Source organism: Pseudochelatococcus lubricantis, from assembly GCF_042432495.1.
GTDB lineage: Bacteria > Pseudomonadota > Alphaproteobacteria > Rhizobiales > Beijerinckiaceae > Pseudochelatococcus > Pseudochelatococcus lubricantis.
Genome location: NZ_JBHLXC010000007.1, coordinates 94,489 through 114,737 on the forward strand (window position 1 = coordinate 94,489; position 20,249 = coordinate 114,737).

A 20,249-nucleotide genomic window follows, 5' to 3' on the forward strand; every position below is an offset into this window, starting at 1 on the left:
TCGCGGCCGGGCCGTTCAGGCCACGCGGCCGAACCAGAGCAACGACAGGGTGCCGGCAAGCAAGGAGAACAGGGCGCCGATGCCGGCGAAGATGAACGAGATTTCTGTCAGTTTCTTCTCGCTGACGAGCTTGGCCGACAGCGATTTGTAGACCCGTGTCAGGTCGTCGGACGATTGCGCCTCGAAGAACTGCGCGTCGGTGGTGCGTGCTATGGTTTTCAGCGTCTCGATGTCGGGCTGGGTACGCATCCGGCGCCCTTCATAGTCCACCACATCGCCGGACGGCGAGCCGAAGCCCACGGTGAAGACCCGCACGCCATAGTCGGCTGCGGTCTGCCCGGCCTGGATCGGATCGGGGCCCGTGGTGGTGGCGCCGTCACTGAGAAGGATCACCACGGCGTTCCGGTACGACCCCGGCTCCACGGGAATGTGCTCGGGTTTTTCCTCGGCGGCGGTCTGCCCGTCCAGTGGCAGGCTCCGGTAGCCGGGCGGCCGGGCGTCGCCCGCCGGCGCGCCCGGCCGGGGATCGTTCTGGAGGGTTTCGAAGTCCTCGTCCGGGAAGATCGTGGCGAGCGATGTCAGCACGCCCGCCCCCACCGCCGTGCCGCGCCGCGTCTGGAAGCGATCGATGGCCTGATATAACGCCGTGCGATCGATGGTGGGCGTCTGCACCAGATAGGCCGCCGAGGCGAAGGCGACGACTCCGATCTGCACGTCCGCCGGCTGATCGGCGATGAACTGTCTTGCGGCATTCCGGGCTGCGACGATGCGCGACGGCGGGACATCCGCCGCGCGCATCGAGCCGGATACATCCACGGCCAGAATGATGGTGGCGCGCGAGGATGCGAGCGTCACCACCGCCGCGGGCCGCGCCACCGCCAGAATCAGCACGGCAATGGCGATGAGCAGCAGGGCGGGCGGCAGATGACGGCGCCAGCCCGGCCCCTTGCCCAGAGCCTGCTTGACCATGGCGAGGCTGGCATAGCGGACGGCTGTGCGTTTCCGCCGCCGCAGCATCAGGACATAGAGCCCGATCAGGATCGGAACCAGCAACAGCAGCCAGAGCATTTCCATCCAGATGAACGTCATGGCATCACCCCGTTCGGTTCGTTGCCCGCTTCGGTTCCCGTGCCGCGTGCAGCCGGATGCGCGGGCATCCCGCCGCCGAGCCGCGTCCGCGCCTTGCGCAGGTCGGCGAAACGCAGGATCGCGTCCGTCAGATCGTCGCCGGTGGAAAGCTCCAGAACGTCCGTCCCGGCATTCGAGAAGGCGTCGAGCAGGTCTTCTTCCGCCCGTGCCGCCTCGGCCGCGAAGCGCCTGCGAAAACCCCGGTCGCCGGTGTCGACGACCACCTGTTCGCCGCTTTCGGCATCCTGAAAAACCAGAATTCCGATGTCGGGCAGGGCCGTTTCCAGCGGATCGAGCAGCCGCACCGCCACCCCCTCGTGGCGCCGGCTCAGCTGATTCAACGCCGCTTCCCAGCCGGGCCGGGAAATGAAGTCGGACACGACGAAGATCAGCGACCGCCGCCCGATCGCCGCCAGCGCCCGGCCGAGGAACGCGCCGAGATCGGTCCCGGGCGCGCGCGGCAGGCGTGGATGGGCCAGAGTCCTGTCGAGCAGATGCAGCACGTGCCGCCTGCCGCTGCGCGGCGGGACGATGAAATCGTCGACGCCGTTGTAGAGGATCGCTCCGACCCTGTTGCCCTGCCGGGTGAAGAGCCGTGCGAGCACGGCCGTGAACTCGCACAGAACCTGCCGCTTGCTGACCTCGCCCGAGCCGAAATCCACCGAAGGGCTGAGGTCGAGCAGAAACCAGGCCGTGACCTCGCGGTCCTCGTTGAACACACGTACATGCGGCACCTGCGTGCGTGCCGTCACGTTCCAGTCGATGTGGCGCACGTCGTCATAGGCCTGATATTCGCGCAGGTCCGCCAGATCGAGCCCGAAGCCGCGGAACAGCGTGCGGTAATCGCCCTGCAGCAGCCCGTCGAGCCGCCGGATCACCGTCCATTCCAGCCGGCGCAGGACCGGTTCAGCTTGATGCGGCGACGCGGACATGGGCCTCCAACGGTTTTTCGGGAGCCGGAACGGCCTTCAGGATCCGGGAAACGATCTCGTCGGCGGAGACGGATTCGGAAAGCGCTTCGTAGGACAGAACGATGCGGTGGCGCAGCACGTCGGCCGTCACGTCGACCACGTCCTCGGGCAGCACGTAGTCGCGGCCGCGGAGAAAGGCGAGCGCCCGTCCCGCCGCGATCATGTTGATGGTCGCGCGCGGGGAGGCGCCGTAGAGGATCAGCCGGCCCAGGTCGCGGAGGCCGGCCTTACCCGGGTCGCGGGTCGCCGACACAACCCGCACCGCGAACTGGATGAGGGACGGATCGACATAGAGCGTGCGACAGCGGGCCTGCAGCGCGAGCAATTGCCGGGTGTCGGCGACCGGCGCCACGGCCTGCGCGGCGCCGGTGACGCGCGAGACGATGACGAACTCCTCCTCCTCGCTGGGATAGCCCACCAGAACCTTCATCATGAAGCGGTCGACCTGCGCCTCGGGCAGGGGATAGGTGCCCTCGGTCTCGATCGGGTTCTGCGTGGCCATGACCACGAACGGATCGGGTACCTTGCGGGTTTCGCCGGCGATCGTCACCTGCCGCTCCTGCATCACTTCGAGCAGGGCGCTCTGCACTTTCGCCGGGGCGCGGTTGATCTCGTCGGCCAGCAGCAGGTTGGCGAAGACCGGGCCGAGCGAGGTGGAGAAATCGCCCGTCTTCTGGTTATAGATGCGGGTCCCCACCAGATCGGCCGGCACGAGGTCCGGCGTGAACTGGATGCGCCTGAACGTGCCCTGGATCGCCTGCGCCAGCGTGTTGACGGTGAGCGTCTTGGCGAGGCCCGGCACGCCTTCGACCAGCAGGTGCCCCCCGGCCAGAAGGGCCACCAGCACGCGCTCCAGGAAATGGTCCTGGCCGACGACGACCTTTTTCACCTCGTACAGGATCTGCTCCATCTGGGAGGCGGCCTGCGGGGCGGAGGTCATGGCGGGTTGATGCAAGGCGGATTGATTCATGGTTCCTGCCGGTCCTGTTCTACAGCGGGGATTCTCCGAGTGCCGAGGCGGCGTTCTCGATAGGCACGGCAAAGCCGATGCCGACGAAGGTCCGCGCGCCGGAAGGGTTCAGAATGGCGGTGACGATACCCACCACCTCGCCGTCCGCGTTGACCAGCGGCCCGCCGGAGTTGCCGGGGTTGGCTGCGGCGTCGAACTGGATGAGATTGGTGATCGTTCGCCCGTCCCTCCCGGCGAACTGCCGCCTTAGGCCGGAGACCACCCCGGCGGAGGCCGACGGCCCGATGCCGAAGGGAAAGCCCACGGCCACCACATCGTCGCCGGGCCGCAGATTGGCGGTGGAGGCCAGCGTCGCCGGCATGAGATCGTCGGGCAGGGTGGAGGGGCGGATGACCGCCAGATCGTTTTCCGGCTGGGCGCCGACGATCGTCGCCTCCGATTCCGTGCCGTCCCGGAACGTGACCCGGAGCCGCGGGCCGCCGCGGGCAACGTGCAGATTGGTCAGGATCGTGCCCTGATCATCGATGACGACACCTGTGCCGATGGCGGTGAACTTCTCGTGGAAATCCCCGCCCGCGTCTTCCTTCGTGTCCGGAGCGGGCGGAGCGTCCGCCCGCGGAGCCTCGCCGCGCCCGGCCTCGTTCTTTGGCTTCTCGTCCTCCGGCTTCTCGTCTTCCGGATCGAAGCCGTTCACCTGCACCACCGCGCCGATGATCCTGGCATAGGCTACCGAACTCGCCGATGGCGGGCGCGGCCGCTCATCCAGCGCGAAATTGACTGCCGCATTCAGTTGCCGCTGGGTGAGACGTTGCGCCGGCGGTTGCAAGGCATGATAGAGGCCGACCAGCGCCAGCGTCGTCGCCACGCTGACAGTCACCAGCAGCTTGCCCTGATGGCGGCCGTAAAGCCTGGCCCACCACGCCGCCAGAAGCTGCCGCAGCGCCGGGCCTTCATCATCGGGAGGCGCGACATAGGCCGGCTCCACGTTTCCAGGCGCGGCCCACGGCATGCTGCCCACGCCGCGCGGCTTGCCGGATTTGCTATAGATCGGTCGCCTTTTCATGGCCGGGTCCCCTTATCGCTCTGAAAGTCGGGTGCCCTGAATGCGTCGTATGAGCGCAATACAAGTAAGCTAGAGTCGAAAGGCTCCTCTGCCAATAGAAAATACCGCAATTTGCGCAGTGCTCTCCTAAATGTGAGAGGCGCGTTACATGCGTGTTTTTTGAACAGCGTGCTGTTTATTCAATCATTTTCGGGCATGCTGTCGTCTCGTCGGAGAAGGCGGGTCTGAGCGATTGACCGGAGCCCGTCGCCGGGCCACATGACATGAAAGCGACCGCCGAATCCGGTTTGCCATCTTACTGTCAAAGAACGATCAAATTGACATAATCGGATCAAAAAAGCGCGGCCTCCAGCTTGTTCGGCCCGCCTTTTGTTGACAGGAGTTGCCCCTTCTTCAACTAGTGGCCGCTGTAGCGCTTGGCGGAGAAGGCTTTTTCTTCCTTCCATCCCCTGTTCCGGCGGGGGGCGCCCCCCGCAGCGAGATCGTAACCGATGTGAGGCGGCTATGGCGGATTTCAATCTGTTGGAGGGGAGTGACTGGGAGACGAAGCTCTCCAGCAGCCACGTGACCTACGCCCTCGTGCCGGAAAGCACGGCCGCCGGCAGCGCCGGGTATAAAACCGCCGAATGGAGCGCCTACCAGAAAAGCCGGGTCGCCGAGGCGCTGGCGCTGTTTTCGGCCGCGACCAATCTGACATTTGAACTCGTCGAGGACGACCAGAACGCAATCTTCCGTCTTGCGCTGACCGACGAAACGCACTTCACCGATCTGGAACCGTTCCACGTACCCGGCGGCGAGGACGACGGTCCCGGCATCCTTGGCAACGGCTTCCAGACCGATACACTGAACGACATCGCGCGCATGGCCTTCAGGGACTTTACCCCGGCACCCGATGCGATCGCCGGAATGGCGGAGCTGTACCCGGTTGCCTTCGGCAGGGCGTCCGAGCCCTCGGGACCGACCAGCCAGAGCAACACCGTCAACAAGGACGCGGCGTAGTTCGTCGCCTCCGGCGAGATCGCCGGCCGACCTTCCGCGCAGAAACAGGCGCGTTTTCGACAACACGATTGTTTCATGACAATGGGCTGCCGTTCATCCGGGCGGCCGACGGATCGCCTTTGTGCGGGAATCCTGACAAGTGATGTCAGAGCCGCAGGCTTTATCGGTTCCGGCTGGGCAGTATCCTCTTTCGCACGCGGATGGCCGGGAAACCGGGCTGCGCGGCCGGTAGACGGGGTGTCCGACGCCACGACTGCAACTGTCATTTTCTGACGATTATATACTGACAGTCAACCGGTGCGCTGACGTTCACATCGGGAAAGGGCGATCGGTGCGACTTCTGAACGACATGCCGGACGGGGAGTTCAACGAGGGCACCTTCGAGCTTCGTCTGCCCGGGCCAGGCCGCGCCGACGACCGGGCGCAGGCACTCGCCCGGCTGGTCGCCAGCGGGGTGGATAAGGACGATCCCGCCGGTGAAGCGTGCGCCGATTCGTTCATCGCCATCTTCTCCGTCCATCTGCTGCGCAAGCATCCGTCCGTGAAGGATCCGGGGCCTAGCCAGTTCAGCGGCGGGCTGTCGCCGGGCACGTGGCGGCGGGTCAATGACTTCATACACAGCCATCTGGGCGAGGCCCTGTCGCTGCAGCGCATGGCGGCCGTTGCCCGGCTGTCGTCCAGCCACTTCGCACGGGCGTTCAGGGAAAGCACGGGGAACTCTCCGCATCGGTATGTGGTCGCCTGCCGTCTGGCCCGCGCCCGCAAGTTGATCATCGACACGTTCATGCCGCTGGCCGAGGTGGCGAAGGCGTGCGGATTCTCCAGCAACAGCCATCTGACGGCGACGATGAGACAGGCCTGGGGCGTGACGCCGACGGACCTTCGAAGGCAGCGATAACATCGCTTCGCGATGCGCACGGCCCGCCGGGAAGCGGCCCGCCTGCGCGGCAGGTGTCAGATGCCGGCCGCCCCAATCTTCCGGCTGCCGGGAAGGCCGTTCCGCAGGTTGGCGCTCCAGACCTCGTCGGAGGAAAAATTCCACGGCGGCGGAACGCCGTCGCGCACCCGGTGCATGTCGCGCAGCTCCGCCGCCGGCATGCCGTCGTCCACCAGCCCCAGTTGCTGGAACAGGCTCAGCGCATAGCCGGGAACCCACCGCCGCACGTCATGCCACGGAACGGGCAGGAAGCTATCCGGAGCGAGGTTCATGAGCGTGGTCATGCAGCTTTCGCGGAGCGTCGAATAGAAGCGCGGGCGCTCGTGAAGCTCGTTGACGAACGTCAGCAGGCGGGTGAAATACGCGCGAATGGCCTCCGGGCTCGCGTGCATGGGGTAGATTTGAAGCTCGTCGGGAGGCGTCCGGGCGAGCCGCTGCCAGAGCAGATCGCGCTCGGTCGCGAGTTCGGCGAAGAGCTGTTCGTGCCGGAAAAGGCCGGCGAGCGGATCGAACCGGCCGCCTTTGACGCGCCGTGCCTCCATCGACACGACGACATGCCGTCCATCCGCAAAGCCGAAGGACAGCATGACGTGCGCCAGCGCCTTCACCGCGCCGAAGGGCTGGATGATCAGGTCAACGCCGTCGAGCTGCGAGAGATCGAAGGTGGCCGTGGTCCAGCGCACGTCCGACTCCTCGCCGGGACGATGGACCGCGTCCCTGAAATTGAAGATGGTCGCGCGGTTTCCCTCGATGACGGCGTGGGCGGTCCTGCTCTGGAGATCGACCCAGTCACGCTCGACGGGCTCCTTGGCGAGAAAGGCGGCCGTGAGAAGCGCGATGCTCCCCAGCGCAGCCGCCCGCCGGGACCGGCGCCACGCGCCGGGAGCGAACCACAGGGCGAGGATGGCGATGGGGAACAGCCAGCTACCCGCACTCCGCAGCCACTCAGGCCACGGAAGCCAGTAATGGATTGCCAGCGCGCCATAAAGGCTCGCTGCCGTGACGAGCACGCCGAGCGCGATATTGGCGGTTCGGGCCAGCAATCCCATCGGGTTCCCCTGTTGCTGCGCGCTGCGCCCCCGTCTCCCGGACGTCGGCACGGCTCATGCGGTGCAGACATTCGCCGTACAGACATTTGAAGCCATTTTCGTGACATGTCCATCGCCGGCGGATCCTTCCGGCAGATCCTTCCGGCAAGCGTCTCCGGCGAGTGCGGCTGTCCGCGTCCGAGGGGAAGCGGTTTTTCGGACGCCGCACCAGCCGGATGGCGGTCAGTACGAGGCGAACCTGACCGTCAGCGCGCCCTTGGCGGTCAGGCCGGCGCCTGCCTGGGAGTGGCGATACTCGGTGTATTGCTGGTCGAACAGGTTCTGGACGGAGAAGTCCGCCCGGACGTTCTCGTTGTACGCATAGGAGGCGAACACGTCGACGAGATGGTAGGCCTCGCTGGGCGTCGATCCGCTTTTCTTGGCCGCAAAGTATGTCCAGCGCGCGCCGACGGTGAGCTTGTCGTCGAAGAAGCGCAGGCCGACGGTGGAGCCGATCCGGGCGGGCGGTGCCGATGCGAGCGGGAGGTTTTCCGTGCGGTTCTTGCCGTTCGTCCGCGCGGCCGCGAGCGTGATGAAGCCGCCGCCCCAGTCGTAGGCCGCCTCCAGTTCCGCGCCCTCAAGCCTGGCCTTGGCGATGTTCTGGTACTGCTGGTCGTACAGCGGGATGCACAGCCGTGGCGAGTAGCGGCACACGCTTGCCGGCATGCCGGGAATCACGGGCGTGAGCTGCGGGGCGCCCACATCGACCATATCGATGTAATCGTCGACGTCGTTACGGTAGACGTTGATCTTGCCGCGCACCTTGTCGCCGGTCTTCAGCACGTCGTCATAGGAGATATTGACGCCGCCCTCGATATTGTGCGCCGTTTCGGGCTTCAGGTCCGGGTTGGGCAGGATGTCGAACGCCGGGAAGGGGTGCGTGCCGCTGATGAGCGTTTCGCTGATCGATGGCGCCCTGTAGCCTTCGGCGTAAGTGGCATAGAGTTCGATGCCCTGCACGGGCGTCACGCCGACGGTGATCTTGGGCGAAACCCTGTCGCCGCTGCTGCTGAACCCGTTCCCGTCGAGATCGTAGGAATCGAAACGCAGGGCACCGATGACGCGCAGCCAGTCGTTGTAGCGCAGCTCGTCCTGGATGAAGCCGCCGAAGAGGTTGCGCTTGCCGCCCGGCGTGAAGGCCGAACCGAAGCCGCCGGCCTGATCGGTGACCGTCACATCGTCCCACACGCCGTCGACGCCGAATGTCAGCGCGTGGTCGATCGGGCCGGTCGAGAAACGGGCGGTGTTGTGGATGTCGATGCCGTATGTCCCGAGGTCGAACGTGCGCCGCGATCCCGCATCCGCGTCGAACTGCTGGAAGGTGGAACTCGGCGAGAGGATCCGCTGCTCGTTCTTCGTCGCGGCGTAGTAGCCGCGCACGGACAGGTCGAGCCACGGAACGTCCGGGCGGGAGAACGTGTAGCCCAGCGTGTAGGTGCCGCTGGTGACGTGACTCCTGAACACCGTCGAGCTGCCGTTCTCGAACGTGTAATCCTGATAGAGCGCGGTGCCCGAGACGGTGTGGCCCTCCGCCGGGCGCACGTTGAACTTGAACAGGCCGGCGGAGAGGTCGGAGCCGGTCCTGTCGATGCGGTTGCCGTCGCCGTCGTTGTAGGGGCGCTTGTCGCGGAACACGAACTGGCCGTAGACATCCGCCGCCGTGCCGATGCGGAACCCGCCGGCTGTGCTGCTCAGGAAGCCCGAGCCGTTGGAGCCGTAGCCCGTCTTCTGCTCCGCGCCGTAGCGTTCGTTCTCGCGCAGAAGGTCGTCGATGCCGCGGGTGGTGAACGACGCCACACCGCCGATGGCGCCCGAACCGTAGATGTTTGAGACCGGTCCGCGGACGATATCCACGCTGCCGATCAGTTCCGGGTCCAGATAGAAAACACCGTTGGCGCCGTGGCCGCTGGTCTGGAAGTTCTGCCGCGCACCGTCGACGAGCACGTTCACGCGGCCGAAGTCCTGCAGGCCGCGGATGTTGATGGCCTGCGCCGGGTCGTCCTGGGAAAGCTGCACGGTGACGCCCGGCACGTTGCGCAGCAGCTCGCTGACCGAGCCGGACTGCTGCAGGGCGATGTCGTCGCGCGTCACCACGCTGGCACCGGCGAGCGTATCGACAAGGCGCTCGCGGGTGCGTGTCGCCACCACCGTCACGGTATCGAGCACGAGCGGCGTACCGACGTCCTGTTCGTCCACGGCGGCAGCGGGGGCGGCCGCTCCGGAGGTGTTGCGGGAGGCGTTCGTCTGCGCGTCGGCCCGCACGGACAGGGCGGCCATCGACACGGTCGCAAGCAGGGAAACTGCGGCAACGCGCAGCATGAAAACGGGTGAAGCCATCGGCAAGGCCTTCTTGATGAAGGGATTGTTGATTGAGGTTGTGCGGGGCGGCTGGCTGGCGGAGCGGAATCCACGCTGGCTTGCGATGACCTCGTCAAATATATCGTTTATTGTTATGCAATAGCTAAGTCAATTACACGCGATTTGTTTGGAATTCTTATAATAAAAATATCCAAACAAACATTGCAGAAGCTCGTAGAATGGAAATGTTATAGATAAAATGACCAGAGAAGAAGCCGGCATTAAGCTTGAGGCGGAGCATGAAGACGATGTTCTTGCGGCGCGGCAGCCGCACGGGCCGCAACCTGTGCCGCAGCCCGATCCGCCCGCCGAACGGGATTTGCGCGACATCATGGGAGATGCCCGGGAAGTTCTTCTGGTTCACAACGGAGAGCGGTACAGGCTGCGCATCACATCGCGCGGCAAGCTCATCCTGACGAAGTGAGCAGCGCACGCAGGCGCAAGCGTGTCTGCCGGGCGCCCGGCGCATCGCCGGCGGTTTCCGGGCCGGCGGCTATCCGGCCCTGTCTCACGGCATCGAGCGGCGGACGGAGAACCGGAGCCTCACCGCCGCCCTGTCTTGTTACCGACGCATGATCTTTTCGGGATCGTGCGTCAGAGTTCCTTCGCGATTTCCCGCAGCCGGTACTTCTGGATCTTGCCCGTCGAGGTTTTCGGGATCTCCGTGAAGATCACGGTGCGCGGGCACTTGAAGTGTGCCAGGTGCTTGCGGCAATGCGCGATGATGTCCTCTTCCGTCACCGTCTCGCCGGGCTTCAGGTCCACGTAGGCGATGGGCGTCTCGCCCCATTTCTCGTCGGGCCGGGCCACCACCGCGCAGGAGGAGACGGCGGGGTGCCTGTAGATCGCGTCCTCGACCTCGATGGAGGAGATGTTCTCGCCACCGGAGATGATGATGTCCTTCGAGCGGTCCTTGAGCTGGACATAGCCGTCCGGGTACATCACGCCGAGGTCGCCGGAATGGAACCAGCCACCTTCGAACGCTTCCTCGGTGGCGGGCCGGTTCTTGAGATAGCCCTTCATGACGATGTTGCCGCGGAACATCACCTCGCCGATGGTCTCGCCGTCGGCGGGCACCCTCTCCATCGTGACGGGGTCGATCACCGCAAGGTCTTCGAGGGCGGCGTAGCGCACGCCCTGGCGCGCCTTCTTCGCGGCGCGCGCTTCCTTGTCCAGTTCGTCCCATTCCGGCTGCCATTCGTTGACGACGGAGGGGCCGTAGGTTTCGGTCAGCCCGTAGAGATGGGTGACGGCGAAGCCGGCGTCCGCCATGCCGGCCAGCACCGATTCCGGCGGCGGCGCGGCGGCGGTGTTGAAAGTCACCGTCTGCGGGAATGTCCGCTTGTCAGCGGAGGGCACGTTGAGCAGCGCGGACATGACGATAGGCGCGCCGCACAAGTGCGTGACGCCGTGGTCGGCGATGGCTGCATAGATCGCCTTTGCCCGCACCCAGCGCAGGCATACGTGCGTGCCGGCCGTCAGCGCCAGCGTCCACGGGAAGCACCAGCCGTTGCAGTGGAACATCGGCAGCGTCCACAGATAGACGGAGTACCGCCCCATGCCAGCATGGATCGTGTTGGTATAGGCCATCAGCGCTGCGCCGCGGTGATGGTAGACCACACCCTTGGGATTGCCCGTGGTGCCCGAGGTATAATTGAGGGCGATGGCATCCCATTCGTCATCGGGCCGCGACCACACGAAATCCTCGTCGCCGGAGGCCACGAACTCTTCGTAGTCGAGGGTGCCGATGCGCTCGTGCCTGGGATAGGGCGCGTCGTCGCCGTATTCGGGATCGTCGAAGTCGATCACCAGCGGCTTCACGCTGGCGAGCGCGAGCGCCTCTTTCACCACGCGCGAGAACTCGCGGTCGACAATGAGCACCTTCGATTCGGCATGGTCGAGCTGGAAGGCGAGAATCGGCGCGTCGAGGCGCGTGTTGAGCGAGTGCAGCACGGCCTTGACCATCGGCACGCCGAAGTGCGCTTCCAGCATGGGCGGCGTGTTGGACAGCATCACCGACACGGTGTCACCCTTGCCGATGCCGAGCTTCGCGAGCGCCGAGGCGAGCCGGAGCGAACGGCGCCAGAACTCGCTGTACGTCCAGCGCGATGCGCCGTGGATGATCGCCACCTGGGAAGGGAACACCTTCGCTGCGCGTTCCAGATAGGAAATGGGCGTCAGCGGCTGGTAGTTGGCCGGGTTCTTGTCGAGGTCTGTCGCGTAGGGACTGGTCATGAAGTTTCCTCCTGATGGCCGCGATTATGCACATCGGCACGCCGGCGTCATTTGGCCGAAAGTTCGACAGCCGTATGCCGGATGCGTGCCGCGGACAGCCTTCCGGATCGTGCCATAAGTGGAGGAGCGCGCCATTATAAAAAATGGAGATTCCGGTTGCAGGCCGGCCGGTTGCGCCAGCCGCGCGAAGGGCCGCCATGCCGCGCGGGCCCGTCCGGGACGCCCGATTTTCGCGCCTGAACTTTCTGCGCTTGACTTGGAGTGCGCTCCAACCCGTAGCTTCCGTTGCGTCGTGACGAAGGCAGGGCTCATGAAGATCGGCGAACTGGCGAGGCGTTGCGGGCTGTCGGCCCATACGATCCGTTACTATGAGCGGATCGGGCTGCTGCCGCACGCCGACCGGGACCGGTCCGGGCAACGTGACTATGATGCCTCCATCCTGATCTGGATCGACTTTCTCGGCCGCCTGAAGGCGACGGGAATGCCGATTCGCGACATGCTGCGCTATGCGGCTCTGCGGGAGCGCGGCACCGGCACGGCGGCCGAGCGCCGTCTGCTGCTGGAGCAGCATCGCGAGCAGGTGCGCGCCAGGGTGGCCGAACTGCAGGACTGCCTTCTCGTCCTCGACACCAAGATCGCCGGCTATGCCGACACGGAACAAAGGATGCAGGAATATGACGCAACACCACCGGAGCGCCGGCGAAAGCCGGCTGGAACGCGGACAACGCGCGCTCGCTGAGATCGATGGCGAGGCGGGCGGCAAGGTCATTGCCGCCCTCGCCGATATCGCCCCTGACTTCGCCACCTACTTGCTGGAGTTCCCGTTCGGCGACATCTACAGCCGTCCGGGCCTCGACATCCGCGCCCGCGAGATCGCGACCATCGCCGCGCTCACGGCGATGGGGAACGCCGGTCCGCAATTGCGAGTCCATATCGAGGCCGGGCTGAACGTCGGCCTCAGCCGCTGAGAGATCACGGAGGTCATCATGCAGATGGCCGTCTACGCCGGTTTTCCGGCCGCGCTCAACGGCCTGTTCGCGGCGAAAGAAGTGTTCGCGCGTCAGGACGCGGAAAACGCGAAGCCGGGGGAGGCGGCCTGACGGCGGCATCGCGCCGCCAGTCGGCGCCGGTTGCTCCGGACGGAAGGGGCGGGATGGCGATGTCGTCCGATTGTTGTCGACAGGGAAGCGCGTTCTTCCAGTACTGAAGCTGCGTATTATTTCGTTTTCGATAGTGAACGACGGCAGCGCAGAATTGACGCCGTCGTCTTATCGCACGGCCCGGCGGCTGATGGACGGGCGGGTCTACCTCGCGCCCCCACGCGGGCGGACCGGAGGAAAATATCGTTGCCGGCGGGTAAAGAAAAAATGAGCCCGCGGCTTTCCGCAGGTGGGGGGTATTCCGGCTAGAGTTGCCCGATTCGGCGTCTCGGCGAGGAGACGGAGCGGCGGCATGGTCCCGATTCCTGTCGGCAGCTCCGGTTCCGTGCCGCGCACGCGGCAATCGCCTCATCGGCCCCCGGCATCCCGGAACCACACGGAACGATCATGACCGACAACCGCAACGCCCCGTCTTCCATCAGCCTCGAACACGACACGCCGGAACTGGCCGAGACCTACGACCGCACCAGCGACCGCCAGTTCGAGCACGGCAAGATCCTCGTCGCCAGCCTGAACCCGAAGCCGGGCGAGCATGTGCTCGACGTCGGCGCGGGCACCGGGCGCCTCGCCGAGCATGTCGTTTCCCTGACCGGTCCGTCCGGGCGCGTCGTCGCCGTCGACCCGCTGCCGCTGCGTGTCGAACTGGCGCGCAAACGCGGCCAGGGGCGGTTCGAGACGCAGGTCGCGCAGGCCGAGGACCTCTCCGCCTTCCCGGACGCCAGCTTCGATGTGGTCTATCTCAACAGCGTCTTCCATTGGGTGGAGGACAAGCCGCGCGCGCTGGCGGAAGCTCGTCGCGTGCTGAAACCGGGCGGGCGGCTGGGCCTGAATACCCAGAACCCTGACAGGCCGCACGAATTGCGTCAGTTCATCGCCGAGGCCATCGCCGCCACCGGCCTGCCGTTTTCCGCCGCCGAGGTGCAGCCGACTGTCGGCGTTCCGCAGGCGGAGCTGGAGCCGCTGATAACAGCCGCCGGCTTCAGCAATTATATCGGAACGCTATACAGCTTCACCGATTTTTACGACGGTGTGGATGCGCTGATCGCCTCGTCGACCAGCAGCTCCTTCGGCAACTTCCTCGCTGTGCTGTCGCCGGAGCAGCAAGCCCGTCTGCGCCGGGAGATCGAGCGGCTGATCGAGACGCGGCGCACGCCCGAGGGCTTCAGGTTCACCCGCCATCTGACCTTCGCCACCGCCCGGGCCTGATTCCCGGAGGCGGCGCCGGCGTGAACGGAGACTACGCCGCGGGGGCCTTCACCGCATAGGCGGCGAGGAAGACCCTCACGGCACTCGCCACCGTGGCGTCGATCGTGGCCGGCGCCGGCGCCGTGTCGCCGCCGAACATCAGTCCCTTGACGATGTTGCCCTGGCACAGGTTGAAGAACTGGAAGGCGGCCATCTCGCAGTCATCGATCCTGAGGCGGCCGTGCCGGGTCTGGTCGGCGAGCAGGTCGGCAAGGCGCCTGCCGCCCATGCAGGGGCCGGTCTCGAAAAAGGCCTGGCCGATGCGTGGAAATTTCTCGGCCGCGCCCATCACCAGACGCACCAGCCGGATGTGGTCGGGCCGCACCATCATGGTCATGAAGGACGTCCCGATCCGGCGCAGCAGGCCCTCGACATCCGGATCCCCGGGATCGAATTCGAACAGCCGCTCCGCGGACTGGCTGCGGTCCACCTTGACGAGGGCCTGGAACAGCTCTTCCTTGCTGTCGAAATAGGCGTAGATCGTCGCCTTGGAGACGCCCGCCGCGCGGGCGATCTCGTCCATGCTGGAGCCATCGAACCCCTTGTCGAAAAACACGCGCCGCGCGCCATCGATGATGTCGCGGCGTTTCTTCGATTCCGTGTCCGTGCGTCCGTCCGTTGCCGGAACATGACGAGCGGCGCTGTGGTCGGGTCTGTTCATGGATGCCTCTTCGTCCACTGAAATAAGGCGCCGGGAAGCCCCTGTCAAAATATTTGACTAAACCGTTCAGTTTGATATTGTCACCACCATCGTAGAACTGAACGGTTTAGTCAAGCTCCAGGCGGGAAGAGAACGGACAAATGGTGCAGGCAGACAAGGTGGAAGCGGTAGCGCGGCCGCAGGGGCGGGGGGCCGTGTCGCTGCGCGGCAGGCCGCAGGTCGATGCCGTTCCCGACGAAGTGCCGGACGCGGCGGCTGTCGCGCCGGTGAAGCGCCGCCCGCGCCGGCGGCTGGTGATCGCCGGCGTTCTCGTGGCGCTGCTGGCCGGCGGTGCCTGGTACGGGCGCGAGTGGTGGCAGGTTGGCCGTTTCCAGGTGTCGACCGACGATGCCTATGTCGGGGCCGATACTTCCGTGCTCGCGGCCAAGGTAGGCGGGCATGTCGTCAGCGTCGACGTCACCTCCAACCAGTGGGTGAAGGCGGGCGACGTGCTCGTGCGCATCGACGACGGCGACTACAGCCTCGCGCTGCGTGCGGCGCAGGACAAGATCGCCACGCAGGAGGCGGCGCTCGGCCGTTTCGACGAGCAGATCAGGGCGGGGCAGACCAATGTCGATCAGGCAAAGGCACAGCTCGCTGCCGCGAAGGCCGAGCTGACGCGCGCGAGCGTGGAATACGACCGCCAGAACCAGCTTGCCCGCTCCGACTTCGCGAGCCGCTCGGCGCTCGACAACGCGCGCGCCGCGCGCGACAAGGCGCAGGCGAATACGGATGCGGCGATCGCCGCCATCGCCTCGGCGCAGGCCGCCATCGCGGTGCTGGCGGCGCAGCGCACGGAGGCCGCCCGCCAGCTTGAGGAATATCGCACCGCGCGCGACAGGGCACAGCGCGACCTCGATTTCACCGTGGTGCGCGCGCCATTCGACGGCGTCGTCGGCAACCGGGCGGTGCAGGTGGGCCAGCTCGTGCAGCCCGGCACGCGCCTCGCGGCGCTGGTGCCGCTCGACGCCGTCTATGTCGACGCGAACTTCAAGGAAACCCAGCTCGGGCGCATCCAGCTGGGCCAGAAGGTGCATATCGTGGTCGACGCCTATCCGGATGAGGATTTCCAGGGCACGGTGCAGAGCATTTCCCCTGCTTCCGGCTCCGTGTTCAGCCTGTTGCCGCCGGAGAACGCCACCGGCAATTTCACCAAGATCGTGCAGCGTATTCCGGTGCGCGTGGCGCTCGATCCGGCGGCGACGGGCAAGCATGAACTGCGTCCGGGCATGTCGGTCACCGCGGTGGTCGATACCCGCACCGGTGGCCATTCGTGACGACGGGGAAGGGCGCTGTGTCCGGCGCCACGGCCCTCCCGGCCCAGCCGGCAGGATCGGCCCAGCTCGACGGAAGGCGGATGTTCGCCTTCTTTTGCATGGTGCTGGGCATGTTCATGGCGATTCTGGACATACAGATCGTCTCGGCCTCGCTCGCCGAAATCCAGGCGGGGCTCGCCGCCTCGTCGGACGAGATATCCTGGGTGCAGACATCCTATCTCATCGCCGAGGTGGTGATGATCCCGCTGTCCGGCTTCCTGTCGCGCGCGCTGTCCACGCGCTGGCTGTTCGTCGGTTCGGCCGCCGGCTTCACGGCCATGAGCTTCCTGTGCGCGACGGCGACGACGATCGACCAGATGATCATCTACCGCGCGCTTCAGGGGTTTCTCGGCGGCGGCATGATCCCGACCGTGTTCGCCTCGGCCTACGCGGTGTTCCCGCGTGAAAAGCAGCCCATCGTCGCGCCGATGATCGGCCTCGTCGCCACGCTTGCTCCCACCATCGGGCCGACGGTGGGCGGCTATCTGACCGACCTTTTCTCCTGGCACTGGCTGTTTCTGGTGAACGTGGTGCCGGGCATCTTCGTCATCATCGCCACGGCGACCCTGGTCGACTTCGACGAGCCGGACTTCGCACTGCTCGACCGCTTCGACTGGTGGGGCCTGCTGTTCATGGCCGGCTTTCTGGGCAGCCTCGAATTCGTGCTGGAGGAGGGCCCGACCAACGACTGGTTCGCGGATGAGGCGATCCTGTTCTTCACCGTCATCTGCGCCGTCTCGTCCATCGCATTCTTCGCCCGGGCGCTGACGGCGGCGGAGCCGGTGGTGGATCTGCGCGCATTCCTTAACCGCAACTTCGCCACGGGTTCGGCCTTCAGCTTCGTGATGGGCATCGGGCTCTACGGGCTGACCTATCTCTACCCCCTCTATCTCGGCCGCGTGCGGGGCTATTCGGCGCTCATGATCGGCGAGACCATGTTCGTGACGGGCATCTCGATGTTCCTCGCCGCGCCCCTCGTCGGGCGGCTGACGACGAAGCTCGACCCGCGCCTGATGATCGGCATCGGCTTCGCCGGGTTCGCGCTCGGCACCTGGCAGGTGACCGGGATCACCAAGGACTGGGACTTCTGGGAATTGCTCGTGCCCCAGATCCTGCGCGGCACTTCGCTGATGCTGGCCATGGTGCCCATCAACAATCTCTCTCTTGGCACGCTGCCCCCGGCCCAGCTCAAGAACGCCTCGGGCCTGTTCAACCTCACACGCAATCTGGGCGGCGCTGTCGGCCTCGCGCTCATCAACACGGTGCTGAACAACCGCTGGGATCTGCACCTCGTCCGCTTGCACGAGCATGTGCAATGGGCGAGCGCCACGGCCGTCGAGCGGCTGGGCAACATGGCGCAGGCCTTCGCCGGCCTCGGCTCGGACGCGCAGTCCGCCGCGCTGAAGCAGATGGCAGGGCTGGTGCGGCGGGAAGCGCTCGTCATGGCCTTCGCCGACGTCTTCTTCCTGCTCACCTTCCTGTTCCTCAGCCTCGTGATCGCCGTGCCGCTGATGCGCCGGCCGGCGCAGCCCGGTGCGGGCGGGGGCGGGCATTGACCGGCTTGGCGTGCCGTTCAGGCGTCCCGATCCGCGCCCCAATGCCGCGAGATGCGCGGCAGGCTGGTCTCGATCCAGTCCGCCAGATCGCGGACCTTCTCCGCCGCTTCCTCGCCGAGCGGCGTGAGGGTGTATTCCACATGCGGCGGCACGATCTTGTAGGCCTTGCGTTCGACCATGCCGTCGTTTTCCAGCCATTGCAGCGTCTGCGCCAGCATGCGCTCGCTGACGCCGCCGATCCGGCGGCGGAGATCGCCGAAGCGCAGCGTGCCCGACCGCAGCGCGATCAGGACCAGCACGCCCCAGCGGCTGGTGAGATGCCGGAGCACCTCCCGCGAGGGACAGGCCGCCGCCATCAGATCGCCGCGCACGAGCTTCTCGGACAGCGACAGCGGCCGTTGCGGCGCGGGGGTGAGACGATTGGCAGCGGAAGACATTCAAGCTAACCTTTTTGTGCGTACTTACGAAAAGTCACCGAAGGCGGTATATGACATGGATTACCCAACGCAACAAGGAGTTCGCCCATGACTATTGCCGTTACCGGAGCAACCGGCCATCTCGGCCGCCTCGTCATCGCGAAGCTGAAGGAGAAGGTCGCCCCTTCCGATATCGTCGCGCTGGTGCGCGATCCCGCCAGGGCCGCCGATCTCGGCGTCGAAGCCCGCGCGGCGGACTACGAGAAGCCCGAAACCCTGGAGAAGGCGCTCGCGGGCGTCGACAGGCTTCTGCTCGTTTCCTCGAACGCTATCGGCCAGCGTGCCGTGCAGCACCGCAACGTCATCGATGCGGCGAAGAAGGCGGGAGTGAAGGAGATCGTCTACACCAGCCTGCTGCATGCCGACACCTCGCCCCTGACCGTGCTGGCGGAGGAGCATGTCGCGACCGAGGCGGCGCTGAAGGCGTCGGGCATTCCCCACGTGATCCTGCGCAACGGCTGGTACACCGAAAACTACACCGGCTCTGTGCCCGGCGCGGTGCAGGCGGGCGTCTTCGCCGGCAGCGCGGGCGAGGGCCGGATATCGTCGGCGACGCGCGCCGACTACGCCGAGGCCGCGACCGTCGTTCTCGCGGGTGAGGGCCATGCCGGCAAGGTCTATGAACTCGCCGGCGACGACGCCTACACGCTCGCCGGCCTCGCCGCCGAAATCTCGAAGCAGACCGGCAAGGACATTCCCTACAGGAACCTGCCGCAAGCGGAATACGCCGCCGTTCTCAAGGGCGTCGGCCTGCCCGAAGGCCTCGCGGAGGCCATCGCGCTCTTCGACGTCGGCGCCTCCCAGGACGGGCTGTTCGACGACGGCCATCAGCTCTCGACGCTGATCGGCCGTCCGACGACGCCGCTCGCGGATGCTGTCGCGGCGGCCCTGAAGGCGTAGTACCGCGCGAAACATCGCGATGCCGGTCCCGGCCGTTCCGGCGGGGCCGGCATCGTCACACGGTTGTGAGATGTCCGGGGGGCGCGGCCAAGCTATCGGTCGGTGCGGAACGGACGCAACGGAGGCATGGTCCCATGAGCATCGTCGCCACGCGCAGGGCGCTTCTCGGGTTGGCTGGCGCCGCATCGCTGTCGGCGGCAATGGCCGGCGCCGTGCGGGCGGAGGGTGGAAGCTCCACCGCTTCCGCAGGGCCGGGCTTCGCGAACGGCACGCCTGTCAGCATTGGCGCGGCGGCGTTGCGGGTGCTCCGACGCGATACGATGACGGCCTTCTACCGCGATGCCATCGGCCTGTCGCTGCTGGCGGAGGCGGACGGCCGGTCGGTGCTGGGCGTCGACGGCATTCCCCTGCTGACGCTTATTGATGCACCGGATGCGTCGTTCGAGCCGCCGACGCAGGCGGGGCTTTTTCATATCGCCTTCCTGATGCCGGAGCGCCGTGATCTGGCGCAATGGCTGGTGCACGCGGCTTACACCCGCGTGCCGCTGTCCGGCTTCGCTGACCACAATGTCAGCGAAGCCGTCTATCTGGACGATCCCGAAGGCAACGGGCTCGAAATCTATGCCGATCGTCCCGCCGACCGCTGGGAGTGGAAGGACGGCGTCGTCACCATGGGCACGCATCAGCTCGACATGGACGCCATCCTCGACCTGACGACAACGGAACGGGACACCTACCGCGGTGCGCCCGCCGGCCTGCGCATCGGCCACATCCACCTGCGCGTCGGCGATATTCCCGCCGGGCGCGGGTTCTACGAAAAGGCGCTCGGCCTCGCGTCCACGCGGGGCGACCGGCGTGATGCGGCCTTCCTGTCCTCGGGCGGCTATCACCACCACGTGGCGCTCAATGTCTGGAACAGCGCGGGCGCCGGCAGGCGCGATCCGCGCAGCACCGGGCTCGACTGGTTTTCCCTGCGGGTACGGGAGGCCGCGATCGTCGAAGCACAGTCGGCGCGCCTCGCCGCTGGCGGTCTGGCCGTGACGCCGGTGGAAAACGGCGTGGAGGCGCTCGACCCCTGGGGAACGCGGGTGCGGCTGCTGTCCGGCGCGGCATGACCCGGCCCGCAATCCTCCTGATCCGGCCGACG

Annotated in this window: 18 protein-coding genes and 1 pseudogene; 10 read left to right on the top strand and 9 right to left on the bottom strand. The window is 66.2% G+C overall.

From position 1 onward, the window contains the following. Positions 1 to 15 precede the first annotated feature (15 nt). From ACFFJ7_RS14035 to ACFFJ7_RS14050, 4 genes are read right to left on the bottom strand one after another with little or no spacing between them, the layout of a single operon-like run. Positions 16 to 1,089 (bottom strand): VWA domain-containing protein, encoded by a 1,074-nt coding sequence (locus ACFFJ7_RS14035; protein ID WP_377593102.1) that lies wholly within the window; start codon positions 1,087 to 1,089, stop codon positions 16 to 18. Then, positions 1,086 to 2,060 carry a DUF58 domain-containing protein gene (locus ACFFJ7_RS14040; protein WP_377593104.1) on the bottom strand — a complete coding sequence of 325 codons (975 nt, stop codon included), beginning with the start codon at positions 2,058 to 2,060 and terminating at the stop codon, positions 1,086 to 1,088. The genes ACFFJ7_RS14035 and ACFFJ7_RS14040 overlap by 4 nt, the downstream gene beginning before the upstream one ends. Next, positions 2,035 to 3,069, bottom strand: coding sequence for an AAA family ATPase (locus ACFFJ7_RS14045; RefSeq protein WP_446686881.1), 1,035 nt, complete (start codon positions 3,067 to 3,069; stop codon positions 2,035 to 2,037). The genes ACFFJ7_RS14040 and ACFFJ7_RS14045 overlap by 26 nt, the downstream gene beginning before the upstream one ends. A gap of 19 nt (positions 3,070 to 3,088) precedes the next feature. After that, positions 3,089 to 4,132, bottom strand: coding sequence for a S1C family serine protease (locus tag ACFFJ7_RS14050; protein WP_377593106.1), 1,044 nt, complete (start codon positions 4,130 to 4,132; stop codon positions 3,089 to 3,091). Between the two features lie 504 nt (positions 4,133 to 4,636). On the opposite strand from ACFFJ7_RS14050, the gene ACFFJ7_RS14055 reads away from it, so the two are divergent. Further along, a complete protein-coding gene (locus tag ACFFJ7_RS14055) occupies positions 4,637 to 5,131 on the top strand; it encodes a hypothetical protein (protein WP_377593108.1) in 495 nt (164 codons plus the stop codon). A 331-nt stretch (positions 5,132 to 5,462) separates the two neighbouring features. Further along, on the top strand, positions 5,463 to 6,029 hold the full coding sequence (locus ACFFJ7_RS14060) for a helix-turn-helix domain-containing protein (RefSeq protein WP_377593111.1): 567 nt from the start codon (positions 5,463 to 5,465) through the stop codon (positions 6,027 to 6,029). Positions 6,030 to 6,085: 56 nt separating this feature from the next. Here ACFFJ7_RS14060 and ACFFJ7_RS14065 read toward each other — a convergent pair whose 3' ends face one another. Then, entirely contained in the window at positions 6,086 to 7,117 is a 1,032-nt protein-coding gene (locus tag ACFFJ7_RS14065) for an Lnb N-terminal periplasmic domain-containing protein (protein WP_377593113.1), read from the bottom strand. Positions 7,118 to 7,339: 222 nt separating this feature from the next. After that, entirely contained in the window at positions 7,340 to 9,493 is a 2,154-nt protein-coding gene (locus ACFFJ7_RS14070; RefSeq protein ID WP_377593115.1) for a TonB-dependent hemoglobin/transferrin/lactoferrin family receptor, read from the bottom strand. Positions 9,494 to 9,713: 220 nt separating this feature from the next. On the opposite strand from ACFFJ7_RS14070, the gene hemP reads away from it, so the two are divergent. Then, positions 9,714 to 9,938: a hemin uptake protein HemP gene (gene hemP, locus ACFFJ7_RS14075; RefSeq protein ID WP_166952259.1), complete on the top strand. Its 225-nt coding sequence runs from the start codon at positions 9,714 to 9,716 to the stop codon at positions 9,936 to 9,938. Between the two features lie 170 nt (positions 9,939 to 10,108). Here the strand turns inward: hemP and ACFFJ7_RS14080 are convergent, their stop codons facing one another. Continuing rightward, positions 10,109 to 11,749, bottom strand: coding sequence for an acyl-CoA synthetase (locus ACFFJ7_RS14080; RefSeq protein ID WP_166952256.1), 1,641 nt, complete (start codon positions 11,747 to 11,749; stop codon positions 10,109 to 10,111). A 310-nt stretch (positions 11,750 to 12,059) separates the two neighbouring features. On the opposite strand from ACFFJ7_RS14080, the gene ACFFJ7_RS14085 reads away from it, so the two are divergent. From ACFFJ7_RS14085 to ACFFJ7_RS14095, 3 genes and pseudogenes are all read left to right on the top strand, one after another. Beyond that, positions 12,060 to 12,488, top strand: coding sequence for a MerR family transcriptional regulator (locus ACFFJ7_RS14085; RefSeq protein ID WP_377593118.1), 429 nt, complete (start codon positions 12,060 to 12,062; stop codon positions 12,486 to 12,488). Beyond that, positions 12,424 to 12,849 (top strand): annotated as a pseudogene (locus ACFFJ7_RS14090) (carboxymuconolactone decarboxylase family protein). The gene ACFFJ7_RS14085 and the pseudogene ACFFJ7_RS14090 overlap by 65 nt, the downstream one beginning before the upstream one ends. A gap of 447 nt (positions 12,850 to 13,296) precedes the next feature. Next, complete coding sequence (locus ACFFJ7_RS14095; RefSeq protein WP_377593120.1) at positions 13,297 to 14,115, top strand: class I SAM-dependent methyltransferase; 819 nt, start codon at positions 13,297 to 13,299, stop codon at positions 14,113 to 14,115. Positions 14,116 to 14,146: 31 nt separating this feature from the next. Here the strand turns inward: ACFFJ7_RS14095 and ACFFJ7_RS14100 are convergent, their stop codons facing one another. Then, positions 14,147 to 14,815 carry a TetR/AcrR family transcriptional regulator gene (locus ACFFJ7_RS14100; protein WP_166952244.1) on the bottom strand — a complete coding sequence of 223 codons (669 nt, stop codon included), beginning with the start codon at positions 14,813 to 14,815 and terminating at the stop codon, positions 14,147 to 14,149. 140 nt (positions 14,816 to 14,955) lie between these two features. On the opposite strand from ACFFJ7_RS14100, the gene ACFFJ7_RS14105 reads away from it, so the two are divergent. Both ACFFJ7_RS14105 and ACFFJ7_RS14110 read left to right on the top strand, forming a co-directional pair. Continuing rightward, positions 14,956 to 16,131 carry an HlyD family secretion protein gene (locus tag ACFFJ7_RS14105; protein WP_377593122.1) on the top strand — a complete coding sequence of 392 codons (1,176 nt, stop codon included), beginning with the start codon at positions 14,956 to 14,958 and terminating at the stop codon, positions 16,129 to 16,131. A gap of 17 nt (positions 16,132 to 16,148) precedes the next feature. Further along, entirely contained in the window at positions 16,149 to 17,726 is a 1,578-nt protein-coding gene (locus ACFFJ7_RS14110) for a DHA2 family efflux MFS transporter permease subunit (protein WP_377593382.1), read from the top strand. A 17-nt stretch (positions 17,727 to 17,743) separates the two neighbouring features. Here the strand turns inward: ACFFJ7_RS14110 and ACFFJ7_RS14115 are convergent, their stop codons facing one another. After that, positions 17,744 to 18,163 (bottom strand): winged helix-turn-helix transcriptional regulator, encoded by a 420-nt coding sequence (locus ACFFJ7_RS14115; protein ID WP_377593125.1) that lies wholly within the window; start codon positions 18,161 to 18,163, stop codon positions 17,744 to 17,746. An 87-nt stretch (positions 18,164 to 18,250) separates the two neighbouring features. Between ACFFJ7_RS14115 and ACFFJ7_RS14120 the strand changes: the two genes are divergently transcribed. After that, positions 18,251 to 19,102 (top strand): SDR family oxidoreductase, encoded by an 852-nt coding sequence (locus ACFFJ7_RS14120; RefSeq protein WP_377593127.1) that lies wholly within the window; start codon positions 18,251 to 18,253, stop codon positions 19,100 to 19,102. Between the two features lie 134 nt (positions 19,103 to 19,236). Next, a complete protein-coding gene (locus tag ACFFJ7_RS14125; RefSeq protein WP_377593129.1) occupies positions 19,237 to 20,217 on the top strand; it encodes a VOC family protein in 981 nt (326 codons plus the stop codon). The last annotated feature ends 32 nt before the right edge of the window (positions 20,218 to 20,249 follow it).